Source organism: Bradyrhizobium sp. GW821-FHT13H06, assembly GCF_058803975.1.
The window spans coordinates 442651-466206 of the sequence record NZ_JBXAPN010000002.1 but is presented as its reverse complement, the minus strand read 5'-3'; the positions used below and the strand labels follow the sequence as shown (position 1 = coordinate 466206).

The window sequence follows — 23556 nt, the reverse complement described above, 5'->3', positions numbered from 1 at the left end:
CAAGTTCGGCCATTAAATGCGGCGAAAATACCTCCGAACGGTCGCAATTTGGGTGATTTGGCGCCGGAAGGCGGGCCGTTTCCGGAAGTTGATCCGGAGCTGAAATCAGGGGAGAGTCCACATGGACATGAAGAAATACGCCGCCGAAGCCATCGGCACTTTTTGGCTCACATTCGCCGGTTGCGGCAGCGCGGTGATCGCGGCCGGTTTCCCGCAGGTCGGCATCGGCCTGGTCGGTGTCTCTCTCGCATTCGGCTTGAGCGTCGTCACCATGGCCTATGCGATCGGGCATATCTCCGGCTGCCATCTCAATCCGGCCGTCACGGTCGGCCTTGCCGCCGGCGGCCGCTTTCCGGCCGGCCAGATCCTGCCCTACGTGATCGCCCAGGTGGCGGGCGCGGTCGTTGCCGCGTTGCTCCTCTATGTCATCGCGAGCGGGGCGCCCGGATTCGACGTCAGCAAGGGCTTTGCCTCCAACGGCTATGATGCGCATTCGCCTGGCCAGTACAGCATGATGGTGTGCTTCCTCACCGAGGTGGTGATGACCATGATGTTCCTGTTCATCATCATGGGTGCCACCCATGGCCGCGCGCCGGCGGGCTTCGCACCGCTCGCGATCGGGCTCGCGCTGGTGATGATCCATCTCGTCAGCATTCCCGTCACCAACACCTCGGTGAACCCGGCGCGCAGCACGGGCCCGGCGCTGTTCGTCGGCGGCTGGGCGCTGTCGCAACTCTGGCTGTTCTGGGTAGCACCGCTGATCGGCGGCGCGCTGGGCGGGGTGATCTATCGCTGGCTCAGCGAGGAGCCCGCCGGCGTCGTTGCGGGCGTGAAGACGGCGTAATCGCAAAACGGGATCGCGGCCAAAGCATGATCCGGAAAAGTGCGTAGCGGCATTCCGAAAAGATCATGCTTCAACAACAACCCAAAGCGCGATGACGATTCATCCCAATCGCATCGCGCTTTAGCAGCCGCGGTCCCCTCATTCGTCCTTGGGCGGCCGGACTTCGGTGACATGACCCATCTTGCGGCCGGGTCGCGGCGCGCCTTTGCCGTAGATGTGCACGGTCGCGCCCGGCACGCTCATCCACCTTTCGTAATCGTTGATCTCGTCGCCGATCAGGTTGGTCATGGTGACGACTTCGCCGTGGCGCACGGGCTTGCCGAGCGGCCAGCCGGCGATGGCGCGGATGTGCTGCTCGAACTGCGAGACCGAGGCGCCATCGAGCGTCCAGTGCCCGGAATTGTGCACGCGCGGAGCGATCTCGTTGACCAGCACCTTCGGCCCGGTGCCGTTGGCGAGCACGAACATCTCGACGGCGAGCACGCCGACATAGTCGAGCGCGCCCGCGATCTTGCCGGCGATGCTGCGCGCTTCCTCGGCGAGCGCATCCGGAATCGGCGCGGGCGCGCGCGATATCTTCAGGATGTGGTCGCGGTGCTCGTTCTCGGTGACGTCGAAACACTCGACCTCGCCTGCGGCCGAGCGCGCGGCGATCACGGAGATCTCGCGCTCGAACGGCACGAAGGCCTCCAGGATCGCCGATTTGGTGCCGAGGCTGGTCCACACCTTCGCGATGTCGTCGCCGTCGCGGATGATGACCTGGCCCTTGCCGTCATAACCGAAGCGGCGGGTTTTCAGCACGGCCGGAAGGCCGATCCTGGCGATCGCCTCGCGCAGGGCGGGGACGGAGGTGACGTCGGCATAGGCTGCAGTGCCGATGCCGAGCCGCGTGACGAAATCCTTCTCGGCAAGGCGGTCCTGGGTGGTCTCGAGGATCTTGCGGTTCGGCAGCACGGGTCGGCGCGCATCCAGCACCATCGCGGCTGCTGCGGGCACGTTCTCGAATTCATAGGTGATGACGTCGACGTCGTTCGCGAACAGCTCGAGCGCTTCGACATCGGCATATTCGGCGCAGGTCGCGTTCAGCACGACGTCGAAGGCCGGCGAATCCGGATCGGGCGAGAACACCTGGCAGCGCAGGCCGAGCCGGGCCGCAGCCATGGCCAGCATCCGGCCCAATTGTCCGCCGCCGAGGATTCCGATGGTGTCACCGGGCTTCAGCTTCACATGCCTGGGGTCGGTCACGCCTTGTCCTCCGGGCGCTCGGCGACCGCCTCAGTTTGCGCCTTGCGCCAGGCGGCGAGGCGATCGGACAGGGCCGGGTCGGACAATGCCAGCACGGCGGCCGCCAGCAGCGCGGCGTTGATCGCACCGGCCTTGCCGATGGCGAGGGTGCCGACCGGGACACCCGCCGGCATCTGGACGATCGAATAGAGCGAGTCGACGCCCTTGAGCGTCTTGGATTCGACGGGAACGCCGAATACCGGGAGTTCCGTCAGCGCCGCCGCCATGCCGGGCAGATGTGCAGCCCCACCGGCACCCGCGATAATGACCTGGTAACCCGCAGCCTTGGCGCCCTTGGCGAAAGCAAACAGCCGGTCGGGCGTGCGATGTGCCGAGACGACGCGGCTGTCGGCGGCAATGCCGAGCGCTTCAAGCGTGTCGGCAGCATGCCGCATCGTGTCCCAGTCCGACTGGCTTCCCATGATGATGGCGATCGGCGCGGTCATGACGTCAATTGTGCCCGGAAAAACAGAAAGATAGGCCAGATTTACGGTTCCGGCCGGCGGCTCGCAAGGCGGTGGCAAGGAGAAGGGAATCCACTATCCTGTCTTGGTGAATCCCCGCAAGCCTTCATTGAGCAGGATGCCCATGAAGAAACCAAGAAGGGCGAGCGCTGCGAAGGCCAAAAACGGCCGGAAAACCAGCGCCGGCCGATCCGCCCCCAAACGGCTGACCAAGCGTTCGGCGAAGCCGCCCAGGCGCGCCGCCTCTGGCGATGATGGGGCCAAGGAAAACGCCAGGGCGACAATCCGGGGCCTGCGAGCCAAGCTCAAGGAGGCGCAGCTCCGGGTCGCGGAACTGGAAGCTGTGGCCGACACCGATTTCCTGCTCGAGATTCCCAACCGCCGCGGCTTCGAGCGCGAGCTTGCGCGCGCCATCGCCTATATGAAGCGCTACCGCGCCAGCGGGGCACTGATCGTGCTCGACGTCGATCGGCTCAAGCCGATCAACGATTCGTTCGGGCATGCCGCCGGCGACGAGGTGCTCAAGGCGATCGTCGTCACGCTGACGCGACAGGTCCGTGCCTCCGACGTGGTCGGCCGGCTCGGGGGCGACGAGTTCGCCCTCCTGCTCTGGAATCTCAGCGAGACCGACGCCAAGGCGAAGGCCGCAGCCTTCGAGCAGGCGATCGACGAATTGTCCTTCGTCTTTCGCGGCCAGCAGGTGACCGCGGGCGCTTCCGCCGGCGTCGCGCTGCTGGGGGCGCAGTCCGACGCCGGCCGCGCCCTGGAGGAGGCGGACGCCGCCATGTACGTGCGCAAGGCGTGTCGGCGGCACGAGCCGCAGATCAGGCTGGTCAGCAGCTGAACTTACAGTGTGCCCAGATCTTCCGGCACGTTGCCGAATTTGCGCAGCAGCTTGGCGTCGCCGAATTCGCCGGTCATGGGATCGCCGCTGCGGCTGAATGCGACCGCGCCGACGTGGCCGGCACCGTGAGCCAATATCTCGGCGCGCCGCAGCGCCGCAGTCGAGGTCTGGCATTCCTCGGCAGTGCCCGCGACCGGCGAGCCGTCTGCATCGATCAAGAAGGGCATTGCAACGTAGTAGGTCACATCCGACATGGCGTTGCTCCGGTTGTTGAAAATCAGGCGGCGCTGCTCTTGCTCCGCATCTTGCTGCGCGCGGTATCCGGAATGCAGCCGGCGGAAATCGCCGCCTGCAATTCCTCCAGCTCGGTTTCCAGATATTCATTGGCCATGATCAGCGCTTTGATCGTGCTGCGCAGATTGCCGTCGCACATCGCGATCGCCTGATCGCAGGCCTGTTCATAATGGCTGTTGTCGAGAAGGGGCGTTGCCGACATCTGCGTTGTCCTCGTGTCGTGGGCTTGGGCATTTCGGAGGTTGGGGCGCTCCAAAATGTTCCTATTTTGTTCTCATCGAGTCAAGCGGATTCATGCGGGCGACCCGCGGTGCAGGCCGCTCACGGATCAGGCGATGATGTCGGGGGTAATCTGGTCTTCGATGAACGCGATGCGGTCACGCAACAACAGCTTGCGCTTCTTCAACCGCTGTAACCGCAATAGGTCGGGGGCGGGCGATTGATGCAGTGCATCGATCGCGGCGTCCAGATCTCGGTGTTCCTGCTGCAACCGGGTGAGCTCGGCTTCGAGCTCACGCTCGTCTTCATTGGTCATGTCTGCGGTGGCCGAAAACCGATAAGCGTGAGATTAAGGCTGTGGATGCCCTGTGGAAATTATCGTCCTTGCGCGGCGTGATCGCAAGCGATCTGCGATCCTCGCTCGCCGATCTCCCGCAAGATATTTCTGCAGGTTGGTGCGGCGTCGCGCAGGCGCATTGATATCACGGATTTTTCCCGCGCGGTTCCCTAGTCACGCTTCGTTACATATGAACTTTCAAAAATGACACTGCGGCGACGGATACCCATCGACAGAACGGATCGCTGATGTAGACTTGCTTGTCCGGATCGAATCCTGAGGTTCAACCCTACCGAGGAGGTTTCGAATGACAATTCAGGCACATCTTGTTGAATTGGAACGGAAGCACAAACTTCTCGAAAACGAATTGCACGAAGCTCTCGTGCACCTTTCAACAGACGACCTGCAAATTGTTGAGTTGAAGCGCCGGAAGTTGATGGTCAAGGACCAGATCGAGCGTCTGAAGCACGGCGATACGCTCCACTAGCGACCCCCGTAACATCGTAGAGTTGATCACATCCTTTCACGCAGGGATGAGGGCATTCGTGCTCATCCCTGCTGCAAGGTGGCGCAAGACGTTTGCCTGGCGCCAACTTTGTTGGGACCGTTTCTCGACGCCAACCGTCATCCACCTCACGCGAAAACGCGCTAGATGTCTGCAAGCTCGGCGACGTGATCGGCGATCGCGAGCGACGACGTCAGTCCCGGGGATTCGATGCCGAACAGGTTGATCAGGCCTGCGACGCCGTGATCATGCGGGCCCTGCATCAAGAAGTCCTGCGTGGCCACGGCCGGCGGCACGATCTTCGGCCGGATGCCCGAATAGCTCGGCATCAGCGCGCCATCGGGCAGCGTCGGCCAGTATTTGCGGATCGCCGGATAGAAGCGCTCTGCGCGTGACGGATCGACCTCGTAGTTGATCGTCTCGATCCATTCGACGTCGGGCCCGAAACGTGCCTGCCCTGCCATGTCCAGCGTCAGATGGACCCCTAGCCCGCCGGGCTCGGGCACCGGATAGATCAGGCGCGAGAACGGCGCCTTGGCGTTGCAGCTGAAGTAATTTCCCTTGGCGAGATAGGCCGGAGGAATCCGGTCCAGCGGCATGCCGTCGATGTTGCGCGCGACATTCGTCGCCGACAGCCCCGCGGCGTTGACGAGGAGGCTGCATTGCAGCGTCATCGGCGCCTCGCCGCCGGCCTCGACGTCGATGACGCCGGCAGTCGCCTTGGCGCGGATCAGCGGGGTGTGGAATGCGAAGGCCGCGCCGGCGTCCTCGGCCTCGCCGCGCAGCGAGAGCATGTAGGCGTGGCTGTCGATGATGCCCGTTGACGGTGACAGCAGCGCAGCATCGCAGGCGAGCGCCGGCTCCAGCGCCCGCGCGGCCTCACCCGTGAGCAGCTGCATGTCGAGCACGCCATTGGCCTCGGCATGCGCCTTGATCGATTGCAGCTTCTCGGTTTCCTTCGCGCTGGTCGCAACGATCAGCTTGCCGCAATTCTTGTGAGGGATGCCGCGCTCGGCGCAATAGCGGTAGAGCGCGTGCTTGCCGCTGACGCACATGCGCGCCATCCAGCTCCCGGCGCGATAGTAGATGCCGGCATGGATCACCTCACTGTTGCGCGAGGAGGTGACGGTGCCAATGGCCTCGGCTGCCTCGAGCACGATGACCTCGCGCCCGGCCTGGGCGAGCTTCCGGGCCACCGCGAGCCCGACGACGCCGGCTCCGATGACGATGCAATCGACCCTATCCATGGTTGTGCAGAATGTCCGCTGGAAGTGCCGGTGGCATTGGAGCCGAGAACGAGGGCGCGGGCCCGTTTTCCATTAAGCAAGCATTTATCATGTCAGGGCAATTGCCGCATTTCGCGTCACATTTTTCTGTTGCGCCTACAGGCGTTTACCCGATCCAAACCCGCGAGGCCAGACAATCCGACGTTGAAATCGCGGGTGGCTGATGGCTGAGAAGAACTGGCACGCGGGCAGCGCGCTTCCGATTGCTGTGCAGGCCGTCGCATGCTTGGCCGGTGCGGTCACGCCTGCGCGTGCCTTTGCGCTGTCGGACAGCTTCGCCGCTCCGGGCGATCTCACCAAGCTCGATCCCAGCGTGATCTGGGAAGCCCTGATTGCGGGCATCGTCGTGTGCTCGTTCCTCGCCGCGATCGCGCTGTGGATCCATTCCTCGCTGCGCCGGACCAGACGTCTGCAGTTGCGGCGCAACGCCTTCATCTCCTCCGCCATGAACAATCTCAATCAGGGCGTGGTGATGACGGATGCGCAGCGCCGCGTCATCTTCTGCAATGACCGCTATCTCGAGATCTATGGCCTGACGCGGTCGGACGTCCGGGCTGGCATGGACGGCCGCGAGCTCCTCGCGCTTCGGCGCAAGCGCGGAGTGCTGGGCGCCTCCGACGATGAATTTTACAACAAGGCGGCAAGCGCCAATGGTCTGATCACGGAACTGCCCGACGGGCGGGCCATCCTGGTGAAGTACTTCGTGCTGCCGAATGGCGGCTCGGTGGCCACGCATCTCGACGTCAGCGAGCAGCGCAGGCTGTCGCGGCAGCTCGCCTCCACCAAGCAATTCCTGGAATCGGTGCTGGACCATGTGCCGGCCTGCGTGGCAGCCAAGAGCATCGAGGACGGTTGCTACATCTTCGCCAACAGCGCCTATGAGCGGTTCTGGGGATTGTCGCGGGACTTCGCCGTCGGCAGGAGCGCGCGGGAGCTGTTTGCGCCGAGTTCGGCGTCCAGCATCGAGGCGGCCGACCAGGCGGCGCTCAATTCGCCGGATGGCCAATACCGCAATGAGTTCGAAGTCGACCGTGCCGGTGCGCAGCGCATGGTCGCCTCGATCCGGATCGTGGTCCGCAACGAGAGCAACAAGCCCGAATTTCTGCTCATCGTGTTCGAGGACATCACCGACCGCCGCTCGCTGTCGCAGGAGCTGGAAAGCACCAAGAAGTTCCTCGAGCTCGTGGTCGACAACATCCCGGTCGCGCTGATCGTGGAACAGGTCAAGGACGGCCGCTATCTGCTCGCCAACCGCAGCGCGGAGACGATCCTCAACCGCAGGCGCGAGGAAACCACCGGCCTGACCGCGTCCGACATCTTCAATGCCAAGGAAGCCAAGCTTATCATCGCGCGCGATGAGGCCGCGATCAAGAAGCGCGGGATGATCACCGAGGAGCATCCGATCTCCACCAAGGACGGCCTGCGGTTGTTTCTCACCCGCCGCGCTACCGTGCTCAATGATGCCGGCGAACCGCAATATCTGATCAAGACCCACGAGGACGTCACCGACCGCCGCCAGACCGAGTCGCGCATGGCGCACATGGCCTATCACGACGGCCTCACCGATCTGCCGAACCGCGCCGCCTTCCTCCAGGCGCTGACCCAGATGATCGAGGCCTGCGAAGGCACCGGCGAGGAGTTCGCCGTGCTCTGCGTCGACCTCGACGGGCTCAAGGAGGTCAACGACGTCTTCGGCCATGCGCTCGGCGACAAGCTCCTGATCGAGGTAGCCCATCGGCTCCAGGACTCCGCGCGCGGCGGCGTGGTGGCGCGTCTGTCCGGCGACGAGTTCGGCCTGATCATCGATGGCAAGCAGCCCGAGGCGGGCCTCGCGCTGGCGCGGCAGATCGGCGAAGCCGTCGCCCGGGAATTCCAGATCGACGGCCGGCCGGTCCGTGCCGGCATCACCACCGGCATGTCGGTCTTCCCGCACAATGGCACCGACGGCGCCTCGCTGCTCGCCAATGCGGGCGCGGCGCTGTTCCGCGCCAAGCAGAAGTCGCGCGGCACGATCAGCCTCTACCAGCCGGAGATGGACCAGCAGATCCGTGATCGCCGCGTGCTGCATCAGGACCTCTCGATGGCGGTCAAGAACGGCGAGCTCTCGCTCGCCTTCCAGCCGCAGGGGGCCGCGGGCCACAGCGTCGCCGAGAGCGAGATCATCGGCTTCGAGGCGCTGGCGCGCTGGCAGCATCCGGTGCGTGGCCAGGTTTCGCCTGCCGAATTCATTCCAATCGCCGAGGAGAGCGGCCTGATCGTCGAGATGGGCGAGTGGATCCTGCGCGAGGCCTGCCGCGAGGCGGCGTCCTGGCCGAAGCCGCTCCAGGTCGCGGTCAATCTGTCGCCGGCGCAGTTCATGCACGGTGACGTGGTCGGACTGGTCCATTCGATCCTGATCGAGACGGGCCTTGCACCGGGCCGGCTCGAGCTCGAGATCACCGAGGGCGTGCTGATCGAAGATTTCGATCGCGGCCTTGCGCTGCTGCGCCGCCTGAAGGCGCTCGGCGTGCGCATCTCCATGGACGATTTCGGCAGCGGTTACTCCTCGCTGAGCTACCTCCAGGCGTTCCCGTTCGACAAGATCAAGATCGACCGCGCCTTCATCGTCAATCTCGGCCGCAATCCGCAATCGGCGGCGATCGTGCGCGCGGTGATCGATCTCGGCCACGGCCTCGAAATGTCGATCATCGCCGAAGGCGTCGAGACGGTGGACCAGCTCGCCTTCCTCGCCAGGGAAGGCTGCGACGGCGTGCAGGGCTATCTGCTCGGCAAGCCGCTGCCGATCGGGAAATATGCCGGCCTCGTCGGTCGCGCCGAAGCCATGGAGCTTGCGCTGAAGACCGGTTAGTTATGGGAGTGCTTCGCTTCCATTCGACGGCTTCATGGCGGATTACGACCTCGCGATCATCGGCGGCGGCCTGAACGGTGTCAGTCTCGCCCGCGATGCGGCGGGCCGCGGCCTGCGGGTTATCCTCTTCGAGCAGGGCGATCTCGCGGGCGCTGCGTCGTCGGCGACGCCGCGGCTGATCCATGGCGACCTGTCGGTGCTGGAGCGGCGCGGCTTTTGGCGGGTGCGCCGGGCGCTCGCCGAGCGCCGGACCTGGCTCCGGATCGCGCCGCATCTGGTCCGGCCGATGCGTTTCGTGATTCCCGTGCATTCGGACGAGCGTCCACCATGGCTGCTGCGCGCCGGTCTGTTCCTCTATGACAGCCTCGCCAGCGGGAGCGGCCTGCCCCGATCGACGACCCTCGACATCACCCACCATCCGGTCGGCAACGCGCTAAGGCGCCCATTCGGCACGGCGTTCGAATATTCGGACTGCGTCGTCGACGATTCCCGCCTCGTGGTGCTCACGGCGCTGGATGCGGCCGAACGCGGCGCGGCGATCCGAACCGGGGCACGCTGCGTGCGTGCCGACAGAACCGAAATTTGGCGCCTCGCTGTGGTCGATCGCGGCCATCGCCGCAGCATCACGAGCCTGGCGCTGGCCAACACTACCGGCGGCTGGACCTCGTTGGTCGCAGAGACGGTCCTGCGCCAGCCACAGCCCGCCGCGACAGCCGTGCAGATGAGCCAGATCATCGTGCCGCGGCTGTTCGATTCGGACAACGTCTACGTCTTCCAGAACAATGACGGGCGGTTGATCTTCGCAAGCCCGTTCGAGCGGGAGTTCACGCTGATCGGCACCGTCACGCATGATTTCACCGGCGATCCCGCCATCGTCGCGATGACCGGCACCGACGTCAGCTATCTCTGCGAAGCGGCCAGCCGCTACTTCCGCGAGCGCATCGCTCCGGCCGACGTGGTCCGGACGGTTTCGGGCGTCAATTTGAGGCCGGCGTCGGCGCGGCGAGGTGACGGCACGACCCTGTTCCACGCGCGCCGGCGCAAGGCGCCGCTGCTCACGATGTTCGGCGGCGACGTCACCACGTCGCGCCTGCGCGCGGAGCGTGCGGTGACGAAGCTGACGCCGTTCCATCCGATGTCGCCGCCCTGGACCGCCGGCGCGGCGCTGCCCGGCGGCGATTTTGCCTGGGATCGCTTCGACACCGCGGTCGACCTCGCACGCGAGCGCTGGCGGTTCCTCTCGGAGCCGCAGGCCCGGCGCCTGGTTGCGGCCTATGGCTCGCGATTGCCGGCGGTGCTCGGGGACGCCAAGACCCGCGACGATCTCGGCCCTGCCTTCGGCCTCGAGCTGACGGGCGCCGAGGTGCGATACCTGATGAGCCGCGAATGGGCGCGCTTCCCCGAGGACGTCCTGTGGCGTCGCTCCAAGCTCGGCCTGACCATGCCCGCGGCGGACCGTGACGCGCTGGCGGCGTTCATGGCGGATGTGAACGATTCGTCCCGAACTGGTTGAGCTGGGGACGATCGGCCGCTAGCGTGCGGCGGAATCGGGGTTGGCGGGGACCATGACGGACGAGTTGCCCAGAACAGACACCGCGGCCAATGCGGCCGGTGGAGATCCGTATCCGGCGGCAGGGGAGCCGCTGCTGCGGATCGAGGGCGTCGCCAAGACGTTCGGGACGTTCCGCGCCGTGGATGGCGTCTCACTCGACATCAAGGCCGGCGAGTTCTTCGCGCTGCTCGGTCCCAGCGGCTGCGGCAAGACCACGCTCTTGCGCATGCTTGCGGGCTTCGAGGCGCCGGACGAGGGGCGCATCCTGCTCGGCGGCAAGGACATCGCGCAGGCGTTGCCGCATGAGCGCCCGATCAACATGATGTTCCAGAACTACGCGCTGTTCCCGCATCTGTCCGTGCGCGACAACATCGCCTTCGGCCTGAAGCGCGCCGGCATGCCCCGCGCCGACATCGCCACCCGCGTTGCGGAAATGGTCGCGCTGGCGAAGCTCGAGGGGCTGGAGAAACGCAAGCCTGACCAGCTCTCCGGCGGCCAGCGCCAGCGCGTGGCGCTCGCCCGTGCCCTGGCGCGCCGGCCGCAATTGCTGCTGCTCGACGAGCCGCTCGCCGCGCTCGACAAGAGGCTGCGCGAGAGCACGCAAGGCGAGCTGATGGAGCTGCAGCGGCGGCTCGGCATGACCTTCATCGTCGTCACCCACGATCAGGAGGAGGCGATGACGATGGCGAGCCGGATCGGCGTGATGAAGGCCGGCAAGCTCGCCCAGGTCGCGAGCCCCCGCGAACTCTACGAGGCGCCGCGCTCGCGCTGGATCGCGGAGTTCGTCGGCGACATCAATCTGTTCGACGGCGAGTCCAAATTGCGCGATGGTCACCGGTTGGTCATCGGCACGCGTGATGCGGGTGCGCTGGTGGTGGCCGAGCCGCGCGAGCCGGTCGGCGCGGGAAGATTGGCGGTCGCGATTCGCCCCGAGAAGGTCAAGCTGTCGCGCCGCGGTCCGGTGAGAGAGGCCGGTCATGAAACGGCGATCAACCGGCTGGACGGCGTGATTGCGGACATCTGCTATCTCGGCGGCACCACGACCTACAAGGTGAAGCTCGACACCGGCGGGATGGTGCAGGCTTCGGTCGTCAACAGCGCACGCATCGACGTCGATGCCTACAGCCTGAACCAGCACGTCGTCGCCTGGTTCACGCCCGACGATTGCGTGGTGCTGCCGTCATGAGCTCCCGCCGCATCTTCGCGCGACCGGCGCGCTTTGCCGCGATCGCACCCTATGTCTGGATGGTGCTGTTCTTCCTGGTGCCGTTCGCCTTCGTGCTGAAGATCAGCCTGTCGCAGACGGCGATCGCACAGCCGCCCTACGCGCCGGTCTTCGACCTGACGGCGGGATGGGACGCGCTCAGGGGCGCCTTTGCCGCCCTCTCGGTCGATAATTTCAAGCTGCTCGTCTCCGACGACATCTATGTGTTTGCCTATATGCGCAGCCTCACCGTCGCCGTGACCGCGACTGCGCTGCTGCTTCTGATCGGCTATCCCATCGCCTATGGCATGGCGCGGCTGCCGAAGCGCTGGCAGGCGGTGGCCATGGTGCTGGTGATCGTGCCGTTCTGGACCTCGTTCCTGATCCGCATCTATGCCTGGATCAACATCCTCCAGCATGACGGCCTGCTCAACCAGATCCTACTGGCGCTGCATCTGGTCAGCCAGCCCGTGGTGTGGCTCTCCACCGACACCGCGATGTATATCGGCATCGTCTATTCCTATTTGCCGTTCATGATCCTGCCGCTCTACGCCACGCTCGCCAAGATGGAGCCGGCGCTGGAGGAGGCGGCCGCCGATCTCGGCGCGCCGCCCTGGCAGGTGTTCTGGCTGGTCATCTTCCCGTTGTCGCTGCCCGGCGTCGGCGCCGGCGTGCTGCTGTGCTTCATCCCGATCGTCGGGGAATTTGTCATCCCGGATCTCCTGGCCGGCTCCAATGCGCTGATGATCGGCCAGACCCTGTGGCTCGAATTCTTCACCAACAAGGACTGGCCGGTTGCGTCCGCGGCCGCCATTGTGCTGCTGATGGTGCTGCTGGTGCCGCTGCTGCTGTACGAACGGCTGCAGAAGCGGCAGCTCGAACACGGGCGGTGAGGCGATGCGCAACATCTCTCGCCTGTCCCGCTTCAACATCGCCTCGCTGGCGCTGGGGCTGGCATTCCTCTATTTGCCGATCCTGATCCTCGTCATCTATTCCTTCAACGGCTCGCGGCTGGTGACGGTGTGGGGCGGCTGGTCGCTGCGCTGGTACCACGAGTTCTTCAATGATCGCGCCATGATCGAGGCGGCCTGGATGAGCCTGCGGGTCGCGGTTGCCTCCGCGACGATCGCGACGCTGCTCGGGACGCTCGCCGCGGTGGCGCTGTCGCGCGGCGAGCGCTTTCAAGGGCGGACACTGTTCTCCGGCATGCTCTATGCGCCGCTGGTGATGCCGGAGGTGATCACCGGATTGTCGCTGTTGCTGCTGTTCGTCGCGCTGAACGCCGAGCGCGGCTTCTGGACGGTGACGATCGCCCATACCACACTGACGATGTGCTTCGTCGCCGTCGTCGTGCAGTCCCGCCTCGGCTCGCTCGATCGTTCGCTGGAGGAAGCGGCGATGGACCTCGGTTGCGACCCGGTGCGTGCCTTTCTCTCGGTGACGCTGCCGCTGATCGCGCCCGCGATCGTCGCGGGCTGGATGCTGGCGTTCACGCTCTCGCTCGACGATCTCGTGATCGCGAGCTTCACCACCGGCCCCGGCTCGGCGACGCTGCCGATCAGGATCTATTCGGAGGTGCGGCTCGGCGTGAAGCCGGAGATCAACGCGATCTGCACGCTGGTGATCGCCGTGATCGCGGTGGTCATCGTGATCGCTTCGCTCGCCTCGAAACTGTCGAGCTCGCAAGGCGAGAGCGCGGCGCCGTTGTGAGCCCCGCTGTCATTGCGAGGAGCCCGCGACAAAATTGCGAAGCAATTTTGCGCTGGAGCGACGAACCAATCCAGAGTCTCTCCGCGGAAAGATCCTGGATTGCTTCGCTGCGCTCGCAATGACGCAGGAGCCCTACGACTTCACCGCACCCGCCGTGAGCCCGCCCACCATGTAGCGGCGGAAGGCGTAATAGACCGCGGCCGGCGGCAGCGCGTAGATGAAGCCGGTCGTCATCAGCAGCTCCCACGGCGAATCGTCGGCGGCAAGGAAGTTGCCGAGCGCGACGGGGAGGGTGATCTCGCGGTCGTTCGAGAGCAGCAGGAACGCGTAGAGATACTCGTTCCAGGCGAGCAGCACGGCATAGGTGCCGATCGCGACCAGCGAGGGCATCATCAGCGGCAAATAGACCAGGCGGAAGATCTGCAGCGTGGTCGCGCCGTCCATCACGGCGGCCTCGTCCAGCTCGACCGGCAGCTTGTCGGAGGCCTGCTTGAGCACCCAGATCGCGTAGGGGCTCGCGATCGTCACCATGGCCAGGATCAGCGACCAGTGATTGTTGAGCAGGCCGTAATTGCCCATGGTGCGGTACATCGGCACGGCGAGGAACGCCGCGGGGATGAAATAAGTGAAGAGCGCGAGGTTCAACACCGTGCGCCCGCCCGGCACCTTCAGCCGCGAGATCGAGAACGCCGCCGCGGTCGCGATGAACAATGTCAGCACGCCGACGGAGACCGCGATCACGGTCGAGTTCCAGAACTGGATGTAGAAGTCGCGCAGGAAGTAATGCTGCTGCTTGAACACGATCTCGAAATTGTGCAGCGTCGGGTGATCCGGCCACAGCTTGCCCGAGAACGCGTCCTCCTTCGGGGAGATCGCGAACAGGAACATGTGATAGATCGGGATCATCGTCCACAGGAAGACGGGGATGCCGATCAGCAGCAGCCGCGCTTCGGTTCCGACTTCGCGCAAGGAGGGGAGCTTCATCGCGACAACCGTTTCATCATGAAGTACACGAGCGGCAGGACGAACGGCATCGCGCAGACGATCGATGCCATGGCCAGCGAGAGCTGGTCGAGCCGGAGATAGCGGATGCCGAGCGTCGCCAGCACGTGCGTGAGGTCGGCCGGGCCGCCGCCGGTGAGCAGGTAGACGCTGTTGAAATCGCCGAGCGTCCAGATCATCGAGAGCAGCGTGCAGGTGACGTAGAGCGTCTGCATCGATGGCCAGGTGATGTAGCGGAATTTCTGCCACCAGCTCGCGCCGTCGACCTCGGCGGCCTCGAACAGGTCGTGCGATATCGCGAGGCGGCCGGTGATCAGGATCAGCGTCCAGAACGGCAGCGACTTCCAGATGTGCACGGCGATCGCCATGGTCAGCGCCACGGTCGGATCGTTCAGCCAGTTCGGGCCGTCATCGCCGGTCAAGGCGAAGATGTAGTGGTTGATCATGCCCCATTCGGGATTGAGCATGAAGCGCACCGACAGGATGGTCGGGATCGACGGCACCGCCCAGGGCAGGATGAAGATCACCGAGAGCCATTTGATCCAGGTGCGCTGCTGGGCGAAGAAGCCGGACAGGAACAGCGCGATCAGCATCTTGATGTTGATGCCGATGACCAGGAAGATCAGCGTGTTGACCGCGGCGCGCGCAAAGATCGGATCATTGTAGAGCGCCACATAATTCGACGGGGCCCGCGCCAGCCACAGCCCGTAGCAGACGGGATAGACGACGAAGGCAAGGAAAACGAGCAGATAGGGCGCGAGCAGGATGATGCCCCAGACCTGCGCCGGGGTCAGCCGCGACGACAAGGGCGGGCCGGGGATTGCCTGATCGCCAGAGAGCGTGATCGCCATTCTTTCGAACTCTTCTCAAATCTAAAGCCTCTCCCCGCTTGCGGGGAGAGGTCGGATCGCCTTCGGGCGATCCGGGTGAGGGGGTACAGGACTCACTACGCGCGCAACTAGCGGATAGAGCCCCTCACCCCAACCCTCTCCCCGTAAGAACGGGGAGAGGGAGGGGATGGACCTTAGCCCGCGACCTGCTTGATGCGGGCGATCAGCTCGTCGACGGCCTTGTCGACCGGAACCTTCTCGCTGACGACGCGGTTCATCGCCTTCGCCCACACGTTCTCGTTGTTGAGGATCGTGAACTTCCAGTTCTTGGTGAAATCGAACGCGGCGGTGCCGCCCTTGAACTGCGCGTAGACGGCCTTGCGGTGCTTGTCAGCCTGCCAGAACGGGCTTTCCTGGCTTTCCTTGGTCACCGGGAACCAGCGGCCGAGCGCGCCTTCGATGTAGGGACGGACGTTATCTTCCTGGAGCAGGAAGCTGATGAACTGCTTGGCCTCGGCCTTGTTCTTGGCCGCGGTGAACACCAGCCCGGTCTTGACGTCCGAGCGGTAGCGGATGGTCGAACCATCCGGCGCCTTCGGGAAGGATGCCGTGATGATGTCCTGCTCATAGGCCTTCTTGCCGGCGTCGCGCTGCTCCTGGGTGAGCGCCTGGTTCTGCGAGTCCTCGAACCACTTCGCCGCGATCGAGATCGTGAAGTTGTGGGTCATCACGATGGTCTTGTTGTGGAACGCGACGTTGTTGTCGGGATCCTTCCAGGTGGTCGAGGAGGGCGGGGTGCAGCCCTTGATGTAGGTGTCGGTATAGTCCTTCATCGCCTTGATCAGGCCGTCGCGGACCTTCGGGTCGTCGACCAGCAACTTGCCGTCGTCGTCGACCAGCTTGACGTGGTAGGCGTCCATGAAGGTGTAGAACGACTGGAAGGAATCGGTGGATTCCACGCCCATCGGCTGGCCGACGGCATAGAGGCGCTGGCCAGTGGCCTTGCGGATCGCCGGCTGCACCTTGTCGCACCAGAACGTCCAATAGCCCGTCCAGTCGTTCGGGATGTCGCTCTGCTTGAAGCCGGCCTTCTCCAGCATGTCGTTCCAGATCTGGACGTGCATGCTCTGCTGCTTCAGCGGAAAGCCGTAATAGGCCTTCTTCTTGGCGACGTCGTTGTAGAGGATCGACGCATCGAGTGTGTTCTGCACGAACCGGCCCTTGATCGGCTCCATGACGTCGGTGAGGTCCTCGAGCTTGCCCTCATAGGCCCACTTGCCCTGCGCCTGCACGTCATAGGAATCGGAATAGGCGACATCGGGAACGGTGCCGGCATCGAGCGCCGCGACCGTCTTCGGAATCATGTCCTGGATCGCGTATTGCGACAATTCGACCTTGATGCCGGTCTTGGCTTCGAATTTCTTGATCGTCTCGATCAGCGCGTCGTCTTCGGAGCGATAGAAGCCCTTGCCCCACCAGACGGTGATCGTCTTCTGCTGCGCAAAGGCGGGTGCAGTGGCGGCAAAAAGCCCAACCGCAGCGACCGCCAATGATACTGCGCCAATAACCTTGGATCTCACGTTTTTCTCCCTCAAACGGCCGGTGTTTTTAACCGGTCGTATAAAACACTAGCGCATGGCGGTAGTCCGATCTAGCGGCATGTTGTCAGACATAGGTCGTGGAGACAGGGCCGCGCGGAGATGCTTGAGGCGTGCATCGATCCAATCGCCGCATCAATTCGCCCTGATCAATTCGCGATGGCCGGGCAGCGGCAAACGTTTCTCAATTCGACTTCGCGTTCTCTTTGGCGTTCTCCGCCGTCGGCGATTCCGTCGGTGCGGGGCGCTTTCCGCTGCCGGTGATGCGCTCGATGGCGGAGCGCACGGCATCGTTCCCCTTGCGGTCCTTGAGCATGTCGAGCAGCGGCGCGGAGGCCGGAGAGCGGCGGATCAGGCTTTCCGGATCGGGGAAGATCAGCGGATCGTCCCAGGGGCCCTGCACCACGAACGGCAATTCGAACCCCGACGCGCTGTTGAGGCTCGCCACGCCCTTCATGTCGTATTCGCGCGTCGGCACCGAGGCGGTGCCGGTGAGCGTGATCTTCGCCGCCGGCCCTTCGACGCGGATGTCCTCGGCGGTGGCGATGCCGTCGGAGAATTTTACGGCGATGGTGAGATTGGTGTAGGGCGTCGAGCCGTTGCGGAAATTGCCGCCACCCGACAGCGGGCGCCGCTCTAGCCGCTTCAGGAGCTGCTCGGCGTTGAAGCCTGCGATCGCGCCGTCATGCCCGGTCACGGTGGCGCTTCCGTCGAGTGACTGCACGAGGCCGAACGGGCTCGATCCGGAGGCGAGAAGCGAGACGTTGATGTTGCCGCGGCCGGACAGCTTGTTGAGGCCAAACAGTTCGGTGGCGCAGGCCTGGAGATCGACGTCGGTGAACTGGAATTGCGCCTTGATGTCGGCGACGGTGTCGGACCGGGCGATGCCGAACGAGCCCTTTGCGATCCCGCCATAGACCTGCGCCTCGCCGACCGAGAGCGCCAGCGTGCCGTTGCGCAAATTGGCGCCGATCGCGGTACGGCCGAGCTTCGTCGGCCCGACCGTCAGCTTGGCCGCGGACAGGCGCATGTCGAGGTCGGTGGTCGACAATCCGTTGAGATCGAACAGCTGCCGGTTCCAGTCGCGCGCGCCGCTCGCGAGCAGGCGGAACGTCGAGATATAGGGCGTGAAGTCGAGCGCATCGGCGGCGAGCGTTGCCTGCAGCGTCTGCCGGCCGTTATTGGCGTAGGTCATGACGCCCTCGGCGGCGTTGCCGTCGAGCTCGACATTGACATTGGTGAGCGCGATCGAGGCGCCGACGACGTTGGCGCGCGCCTTCAGCGCGAAGCGGCCGAAGCCGCCGCTGCCGGGCTGCGGCTGCCCGGTCCAGCGCAGCGCGTTGCGCAAGGACGGGCTGTCGACGGTGAGCGTGCCTTCCATCATGGGGCTGGTGCGATTGGCGACGCTGCCGTCGAAGGCGAGCTTGAGCGGCGCGCTGGCGATGCGCGCCTTCAGGCCGGACCGGTCACCGGAGAGGGCCGCGACGAAATCGGAAAAGCTGATCGAGCCGTCGACACGCTCGCCGCGCCAGTCGAACTGTCCGGTCGCGGCAAAGGAGCGCGAGATCGAAGGCCAGGCCAGAGACAGGTCGATGTCTTCGAGCTTCTCGGTGGCACGCGTGGCGGCGTCCTCGTAGTCGAGCACGCCGTCCTGGATCCGGATTTCGGAGAACGAGACCTGGTTCTCGGCCCCGGGCTTCATGGTGCGCGCGATGGTCTGGATGAAGGGCGTCCAGTTGCTCTCGCCGTCCGGCTTGAGGCTGACATGGATGCGCGGCCGCAGCAGCATCAGGTCGGCGATCTCGAACCGCTGCAGCAGCAGCGGCAGCAGCCGCAGATTTGCGGTGAGCACGTCGACCTGGAGCGCTGGCGTGCTGGTGCCGCCGCCCTTGAGGCCGACGTCGTGGAAGGAGATGTAGCTCGCCGGCAGCACCGAAATGTCGATGCTGCCTGCGACATTGAGCTCCAGCCCGGTGACGTCGCGGATCTGCGCTTCGACCGCCTTGCGCAGCGCGTCGCGGTTGATGAGCCAGGAGGTCGCGATCAGGGCGATCAGCGCGATGCCGAGCAGCGCCGCGATCGGCGTCCCGAGGCGCTTCATTCCTTGGGCCATGGTCAATGGCATGTCCTGATCGGGTTGGTCGTTGGAGCCAGAGGGCGGGCCGGGAAGCCTGCGCGCCCACACCCAACCCCCGCAACTTGATGGGTTTTCTTGACGCTTTCAAGGCCGCTGCACGGTTATGCCCACGGCGTGGGCAGCTTCTACCACCCAGCGGCGCAGCGGAGAACCCCGTATCATTGACGGCTTCGGACGATTTCGCCTAATAATCGCCGCCAATAAGGCGCGACGGCCAGCAAGCCGAAGGTTCAGTCGAGGTTTTTTGCATGAACAAGGTCTATCCCGACGCCAAGTCGGCGCTCGACGGCATTCTAAAAGACAACATGATGATCATGTCGGGTGGCTTCGGCCTCTGCGGCATTGCCGAGGAGCTGTCGGACGCGATCCGGGAGTCCGGTGTCAAGGGCCTGACGGTGGTCTCCAACAATGCCGGCGTCGACGGCATCGGCCTCAGCCGCCTTCTCGAAACCCGTCAGATCAAGAAGATGATCTCGTCCTATGTCGGCGAGAACAAGCTGTTCGCCCAGCAATTCCTCGCCGGGGAGCTGGAACTCGAATTCAATCCGCAGGGCACGCTGGCCGAGCGCATCCGCGCGGGCGGCGCCGGCATCCCGGCCTTCTACACCAAGACCGGCGTCGGCACGCTGATCGCCGAAGGCAAGGAAGTGAAGGAATTCGACGGCGAGAAGTACCTGATGGAGCGCGGCCTGTTCGCCGACCTCGCCATCGTGCACGCCTGGAAGGGCGACACCGCCGGCAACCTCATCTACCGCAAGACCGCGCGCAATTTTAACCCCATGATGGCGACCGCCGCGAAGATCACGGTGGCCGAGGTCGAGCATCTGGTTCCGGCCGGTGAACTCAATCCCGACCACATTCACACGCCCGGCATCTTCGTGAAGCGCATCGTCGAGGTCGGCACGGCCAAGAAGCGCATCGAATTCCGCAACACCCGCCCGCGCCCGAGCGCATGATCCGGAAAAGTGGACACCGGTTTTCCGATCAGATCATGCGCCGCTAAAGAATTGACAGGAGCACAACGATGGCCTGGACCCGTGAACAGATGGCCGCGCGCGCCGCGAAGGAGTTGCGCGACGGCTATTACGTCAATCTCGGCATCGGCATCCCGACGCTGGTCTCGAACTACATCCCGGACGGCATGGACGTCAGCCTGCAGAGCGAGAACGGCATGCTCGGCATGGGGCCGTTCCCGTATGAGGGCGAGGAAGACGCCGATCTCATCAACGCCGGCAAGCAGACCGTGAGCGAGCTGCCCTCGACCTCGTATTTCTCGAGCGCAGATTCCTTCGGCATGATCCGCGGCGGCCACATGGACCTGTCGATCCTCGGCGCCATGCAGGTGGCCCAGAACGGCGATCTCGCCAACTGGATGATCCCCGGCAAGATGGTCAAGGGCATGGGCGGTGCGATGGATCTCGTCGCCGGCGTCAAGCGCGTCATCGTGGTGATGGAGCATTCGGCCAAGGACGGCCCGAAGCTCTTGAAGAAGTGCAATCTGCCGCTGACCGGCGAGCGCGTGGTCGACATGGTCGTCACTGATTTGGCCGTCTTCACCATCGACAAGCATGGCAGCGGCGGCATGGCGCTGATCGAGCTCGCCGAGGGCGTCTCGCTCGACGAGGTCAAGTCCAAGACCGAAGCGGAATTCCGCGTCGCGCTGAAGAACACGTAAGCGGGAAACGCTGGGGGCGCGCAACACAATACGGTCTGCGCGTCCTTACGATTTTTGTTCAGCGATCAGGTCGGGCGACGACACTCGATTGGTCGAAGCACCACGGGTGCTCGGACGATGTGCCCATGCCTTCAAGCGGGGCCGCTCGGCACCTCGGAGAACCGGGTCAACCAGACAACCGGGCCGATGCTGGCGGCGATGATCAGCAGGGCCGCGAGCGCGCCGTCCTCGAAATTGCCGCGGCTTGCGAACTGGTAGATCGACGTCGACAGTGTTTCGACGTTGAGGGGCCGCAAGAGCAGCGTTGCCGGAAGCTCCTTGAGGCAGTCGACGAACATGATGATCACGGCGCCAAGCATCGCCGGCCTGAGCAACGGCAGATAGATCTGGCTCAACATGATCGCCTGGCCAGCGCCGACCGAGCGCGCGCTCTCGTCATAGTCGCGCGGAATGCTGTCGAACCCGGCCTTGATCATGCCGACCGGCACGGCCAGGAAACGAATCGTGTAGGCGATGACGACGGCCGTCCCGGAGCCGACCAGGATCAGCCCGGGCAGCGAACGTCCCGTCCAGGCCGCGACCGCGCTCAGCGCGTTGTCGACCGCCAGTACGGGGGTCAGCAGGCCGAGGGCAATCACGAGACCCGGCAGCGCGTAGCCGGTCTGCGCGATGCTCATCGCCACATATCGCAGAGGATCCGGCCGAAAGCGGTGCGCGATCGTCGTGGCGAGTGCAAGCATCAGCGCCATGAGCGTCGCGAGCGCTGCATAGGCAAACGAATGGAAGGTGTGGCGCCACAGGAGCGGGTCGAAATTTGCAAGCAGTCCGCGACCGAGAGCCTGATGCGCCAGATAGAACAGCGGCACGACGAAGCCGATCAGCACCGGCAGCACGCAGACCGCGAACGCGATCCACGCTCTTGCGCCCGAAAGCGGGGTTCGCTGCCTCACATGCGGGCTTTCGGCCGAGAATTCGGCGTTGGCGTTGCGACGGCCGTAACGTTCCATCGCGATAAGGCCGGCGACGATCGCAAGCATCAGGCATGCGAGTTGCGCCGCCCCGGCAAGGCTGCCGCGGTTGAGCCAGGTGGTGAAGATCGAGACCGTCAGCGTGCGGATGCCGAGATATTCGCTGGCGCCGATGTCGTTGAGCGTTTCCAGCGCGACCAGCGCCACGCCGACCGCGAGCGCCGGCCGCGCCATCGGCAGTGAAACCCGCCAGAAAACGGTCCATCGGCCGGCCCCCAGCGTCGTAGCCGCCTCGGCGAATTCGGCAGACTGAACCTGAAACGTCGCGCGCGCCGACAGATAGACGTACGGATAGAGCACGAGCCCGATCACGAAGATGGCGCCCGGCAGCGAGCGCAGGTTGGGCAGATGGCCGAGGGCATCGCGCAGCGGCAGCCAGATCGTCAGGGTGCGATGCACCAGGCCGAGCGGTTCGAACAGGTCGGCATAGACGTAAGCCGCAAGATAGGTCGGAATCGCCAGCGGCAGCGGCATCAGCCACAGGAGCATGCCCCGGCCGGGAAAATCGTGGCGCGATATCACCCATGCGGTGCCGGCGCCGATCAGAAGGGTGAGCGCGCCGACCCCAACGAGCAGAAGGGCGGTGTCCAGGAGGGCGGCCGGCAGCACGTAGTTGATCAGGTCGTGCCACACATCGGGCGCCGGCTGCAAAGCCAGCGAAACGATCGAGATCACTGGCGCCGCGACCAGGATCGCGGTTGCGATCGCGATTGCGGTCGCGGCGCGCCCGGCGTGGGCACGGCCTCTCAAACGAGGCCGTGCGCCCGAAGCTTCTGCCAGTTTGAGTGACGAGGGCCGCCAGAGATCAGTTGTCAAAGCCGACCTTGTCCACCAGCGAGGCCGCAGCCTTGCGGTTGGCGGCGATCTTTGCGATCGGCAACGGATCTGGGCCGAGCTTGCCGTAGCCCGCGATGGTAGAGTTGATGGCGACACCGTCCCGAACCGGATATTCGTAGTTCTGGTCGGCATACATCTGCTGCGCCTGCTCGCTAACGAGCCACTCGATCAGCTTGATGCCGTTGGCCTTGTTGGGCGCGTGCTTGGCGAGCAGCACGCCGGAGAGGTTGACGTGGGTGCCGCCGCCCTCGAAGGTCGGCAGGATGACGCGGGTCGCCTCCGCCCACGGTTTCTTCTCGGGATCGTTGTTGATCATCAGCGCCCAGTAATAGGTGTTGCCGATGCCGATGTCGCACTTGCCGGCGGCAACGTCACGGGCGGCTTCGCGATCGCCGCCCGACGGCTTCTGCGCGAGATTGGCCTTCACGCCGCGCAGCCATTCCTCGGCCTTGGCCTCGCCGTGCTTGGCCGTGTAGGCCGCGAACAGGGCGTTGTTGTAGATGTGCTGGCCCGAGCGAATGCAGATCTTGCCCTTCCACTTGGGATCGGCGAGCTCCTCATAGGTGATCTTGTCCTGCTTGACGCGATCCTTCGAGGCATAGATCACGCGCGCGCGCATGGAGATGCCGGCCCAGTGTCCGTCCGGATCGCGATACTGCGCCGGCACGACCTTGTCGACCACCTCCGACTTGATCGGCTGGGTGACGCCGGCCTGCACGGCCTCGTCGATGCGGCCGATGTCCACCGTCAGCAGCACGTCGGCCGGACTGTTGGCGCCTTCCGCCTTCATGCGCTGCTCCAGACCGGAGCTTGCGGAGACGACATTGACCTTGATGCCCGTATCCTTGCTGAAGGCGTCGAACAGCGGTTGGATCAGCTTGGTCTCGCGATAGGTATAGACGTTGACCTCGCCGTTAGCGGCTGCCTTCGACGCGAAGGACGAGGTCAGGCTCAACACCGCCGCGGACGCGACGAGGACGCGAAGATTGATCATAAGGGCTGCTCCAGGCGCGCGATTGAACGCCCGATTGAGTAGCGCAGGCGATGCGGCAACGTCA

The 23556-nt window shown here is 64.6% G+C and carries 22 protein-coding genes; 10 read left to right on the top strand and 12 right to left on the bottom strand.

Translation table 11 applies throughout. The features are described 5' to 3' along the window. The first annotated feature begins 121 nt into the window (after positions 1-121). A complete protein-coding gene (gene aqpZ, locus AC1RQP_RS09055; protein WP_492936667.1) occupies positions 122-844 on the top strand; it encodes an aquaporin Z in 723 nt (240 codons plus the stop codon). 138 nt (positions 845-982) lie between these two features. Here the strand turns inward: aqpZ and AC1RQP_RS09050 are convergent, their stop codons facing one another. Beyond that, positions 983-2089 (bottom strand): 5-(carboxyamino)imidazole ribonucleotide synthase, encoded by a 1107-nt coding sequence (locus AC1RQP_RS09050; protein ID WP_492936666.1) that lies wholly within the window; start codon positions 2087-2089, stop codon positions 983-985. Next, the gene (gene purE, locus AC1RQP_RS09045; protein WP_492936665.1) at positions 2086-2574 is read right to left on the bottom strand and encodes a 5-(carboxyamino)imidazole ribonucleotide mutase; all 489 of its coding nucleotides are present in this window, start codon (positions 2572-2574) and stop codon (positions 2086-2088) included. Before purE ends, AC1RQP_RS09050 begins: the two co-directional genes overlap by 4 nt. Before the next feature lie 142 nt (positions 2575-2716). Here purE and AC1RQP_RS09040 point away from each other — a divergent pair, with 142 nt between their 5' ends. Then, positions 2717-3436 (top strand): GGDEF domain-containing protein, encoded by a 720-nt coding sequence (locus AC1RQP_RS09040; RefSeq protein ID WP_492936664.1) that lies wholly within the window; start codon positions 2717-2719, stop codon positions 3434-3436. A 2-nt stretch (positions 3437-3438) separates the two neighbouring features. Here AC1RQP_RS09040 and AC1RQP_RS09035 read toward each other — a convergent pair whose 3' ends face one another. The 3 genes from AC1RQP_RS09035 to AC1RQP_RS09025 all read right to left on the bottom strand — a co-directional run bounded on the left by AC1RQP_RS09035 (position 3439) and on the right by AC1RQP_RS09025 (position 4265). Continuing rightward, positions 3439-3690 carry a hypothetical protein gene (locus tag AC1RQP_RS09035; protein WP_492936663.1) on the bottom strand — a complete coding sequence of 84 codons (252 nt, stop codon included), beginning with the start codon at positions 3688-3690 and terminating at the stop codon, positions 3439-3441. A 23-nt stretch (positions 3691-3713) separates the two neighbouring features. Next, positions 3714-3932 (bottom strand): hypothetical protein, encoded by a 219-nt coding sequence (locus tag AC1RQP_RS09030; protein ID WP_492936662.1) that lies wholly within the window; start codon positions 3930-3932, stop codon positions 3714-3716. 126 nt (positions 3933-4058) lie between these two features. After that, entirely contained in the window at positions 4059-4265 is a 207-nt protein-coding gene (locus tag AC1RQP_RS09025) for a YdcH family protein (RefSeq protein WP_008546179.1), read from the bottom strand. Between the two features lie 328 nt (positions 4266-4593). Between AC1RQP_RS09025 and AC1RQP_RS09020 the strand changes: the two genes are divergently transcribed. Then, the gene (locus AC1RQP_RS09020) at positions 4594-4773 is read left to right on the top strand and encodes a YdcH family protein (RefSeq protein ID WP_061880823.1); all 180 of its coding nucleotides are present in this window, start codon (positions 4594-4596) and stop codon (positions 4771-4773) included. A 161-nt stretch (positions 4774-4934) separates the two neighbouring features. On the opposite strand, the gene AC1RQP_RS09015 is transcribed toward AC1RQP_RS09020, so the two are convergent. Continuing rightward, the gene (locus tag AC1RQP_RS09015; RefSeq protein WP_239627061.1) at positions 4935-6038 is read right to left on the bottom strand and encodes an NAD(P)/FAD-dependent oxidoreductase; all 1104 of its coding nucleotides are present in this window, start codon (positions 6036-6038) and stop codon (positions 4935-4937) included. Positions 6039-6240: 202 nt separating this feature from the next. Between AC1RQP_RS09015 and AC1RQP_RS09010 the strand changes: the two genes are divergently transcribed. From AC1RQP_RS09010 to AC1RQP_RS08990, 5 genes are read left to right on the top strand one after another with little or no spacing between them, the layout of a single operon-like run. After that, on the top strand, positions 6241-8925 hold the full coding sequence (locus AC1RQP_RS09010; protein WP_492936661.1) for an EAL domain-containing protein: 2685 nt from the start codon (positions 6241-6243) through the stop codon (positions 8923-8925). Positions 8926-8959: 34 nt separating this feature from the next. After that, on the top strand, positions 8960-10438 hold the full coding sequence (locus AC1RQP_RS09005; protein ID WP_492936660.1) for a glycerol-3-phosphate dehydrogenase: 1479 nt from the start codon (positions 8960-8962) through the stop codon (positions 10436-10438). A gap of 52 nt (positions 10439-10490) precedes the next feature. Next, the gene (locus AC1RQP_RS09000) at positions 10491-11663 is read left to right on the top strand and encodes an ABC transporter ATP-binding protein (protein ID WP_492936659.1); all 1173 of its coding nucleotides are present in this window, start codon (positions 10491-10493) and stop codon (positions 11661-11663) included. Next, a complete protein-coding gene (locus AC1RQP_RS08995; protein WP_492936658.1) occupies positions 11660-12574 on the top strand; it encodes an ABC transporter permease in 915 nt (304 codons plus the stop codon). The genes AC1RQP_RS09000 and AC1RQP_RS08995 overlap by 4 nt, the downstream gene beginning before the upstream one ends. 4 nt (positions 12575-12578) lie before the next feature. Next, on the top strand, positions 12579-13391 hold the full coding sequence (locus tag AC1RQP_RS08990) for an ABC transporter permease (RefSeq protein ID WP_492936657.1): 813 nt from the start codon (positions 12579-12581) through the stop codon (positions 13389-13391). A gap of 132 nt (positions 13392-13523) precedes the next feature. On the opposite strand, the gene AC1RQP_RS08985 is transcribed toward AC1RQP_RS08990, so the two are convergent. From AC1RQP_RS08985 to AC1RQP_RS08970, 4 genes are all read right to left on the bottom strand, one after another. Beyond that, positions 13524-14375: a carbohydrate ABC transporter permease gene (locus AC1RQP_RS08985; RefSeq protein WP_028178649.1), complete on the bottom strand. Its 852-nt coding sequence runs from the start codon at positions 14373-14375 to the stop codon at positions 13524-13526. Next, on the bottom strand, positions 14372-15244 hold the full coding sequence (locus AC1RQP_RS08980; protein ID WP_247800923.1) for a carbohydrate ABC transporter permease: 873 nt from the start codon (positions 15242-15244) through the stop codon (positions 14372-14374). Before AC1RQP_RS08980 ends, AC1RQP_RS08985 begins: the two co-directional genes overlap by 4 nt. 173 nt (positions 15245-15417) lie before the next feature. Then, on the bottom strand, positions 15418-16803 hold the full coding sequence (locus tag AC1RQP_RS08975; RefSeq protein WP_492936656.1) for an ABC transporter substrate-binding protein: 1386 nt from the start codon (positions 16801-16803) through the stop codon (positions 15418-15420). A 202-nt stretch (positions 16804-17005) separates the two neighbouring features. Next, on the bottom strand, positions 17006-18934 hold the full coding sequence (locus AC1RQP_RS08970) for an AsmA family protein (protein ID WP_492937123.1): 1929 nt from the start codon (positions 18932-18934) through the stop codon (positions 17006-17008). 272 nt (positions 18935-19206) lie between these two features. Between AC1RQP_RS08970 and AC1RQP_RS08965 the strand changes: the two genes are divergently transcribed. Together AC1RQP_RS08965 and AC1RQP_RS08960 are read left to right on the top strand one after the other, a co-directional pair. After that, a complete protein-coding gene (locus tag AC1RQP_RS08965) occupies positions 19207-19914 on the top strand; it encodes a CoA transferase subunit A (RefSeq protein WP_028178645.1) in 708 nt (235 codons plus the stop codon). Positions 19915-19982: 68 nt separating this feature from the next. Beyond that, positions 19983-20633 (top strand): CoA transferase subunit B, encoded by a 651-nt coding sequence (locus AC1RQP_RS08960; RefSeq protein ID WP_239627049.1) that lies wholly within the window; start codon positions 19983-19985, stop codon positions 20631-20633. A 131-nt stretch (positions 20634-20764) separates the two neighbouring features. Here AC1RQP_RS08960 and AC1RQP_RS08955 read toward each other — a convergent pair whose 3' ends face one another. Both AC1RQP_RS08955 and AC1RQP_RS08950 read right to left on the bottom strand, forming a co-directional pair. After that, positions 20765-22411 carry an ABC transporter permease gene (locus AC1RQP_RS08955; RefSeq protein WP_492936655.1) on the bottom strand — a complete coding sequence of 549 codons (1647 nt, stop codon included), beginning with the start codon at positions 22409-22411 and terminating at the stop codon, positions 20765-20767. A gap of 55 nt (positions 22412-22466) precedes the next feature. Next, positions 22467-23492: a Fe(3+) ABC transporter substrate-binding protein gene (locus AC1RQP_RS08950; protein ID WP_239627045.1), complete on the bottom strand. Its 1026-nt coding sequence runs from the start codon at positions 23490-23492 to the stop codon at positions 22467-22469. Positions 23493-23556: the final 64 nt, after the last annotated feature.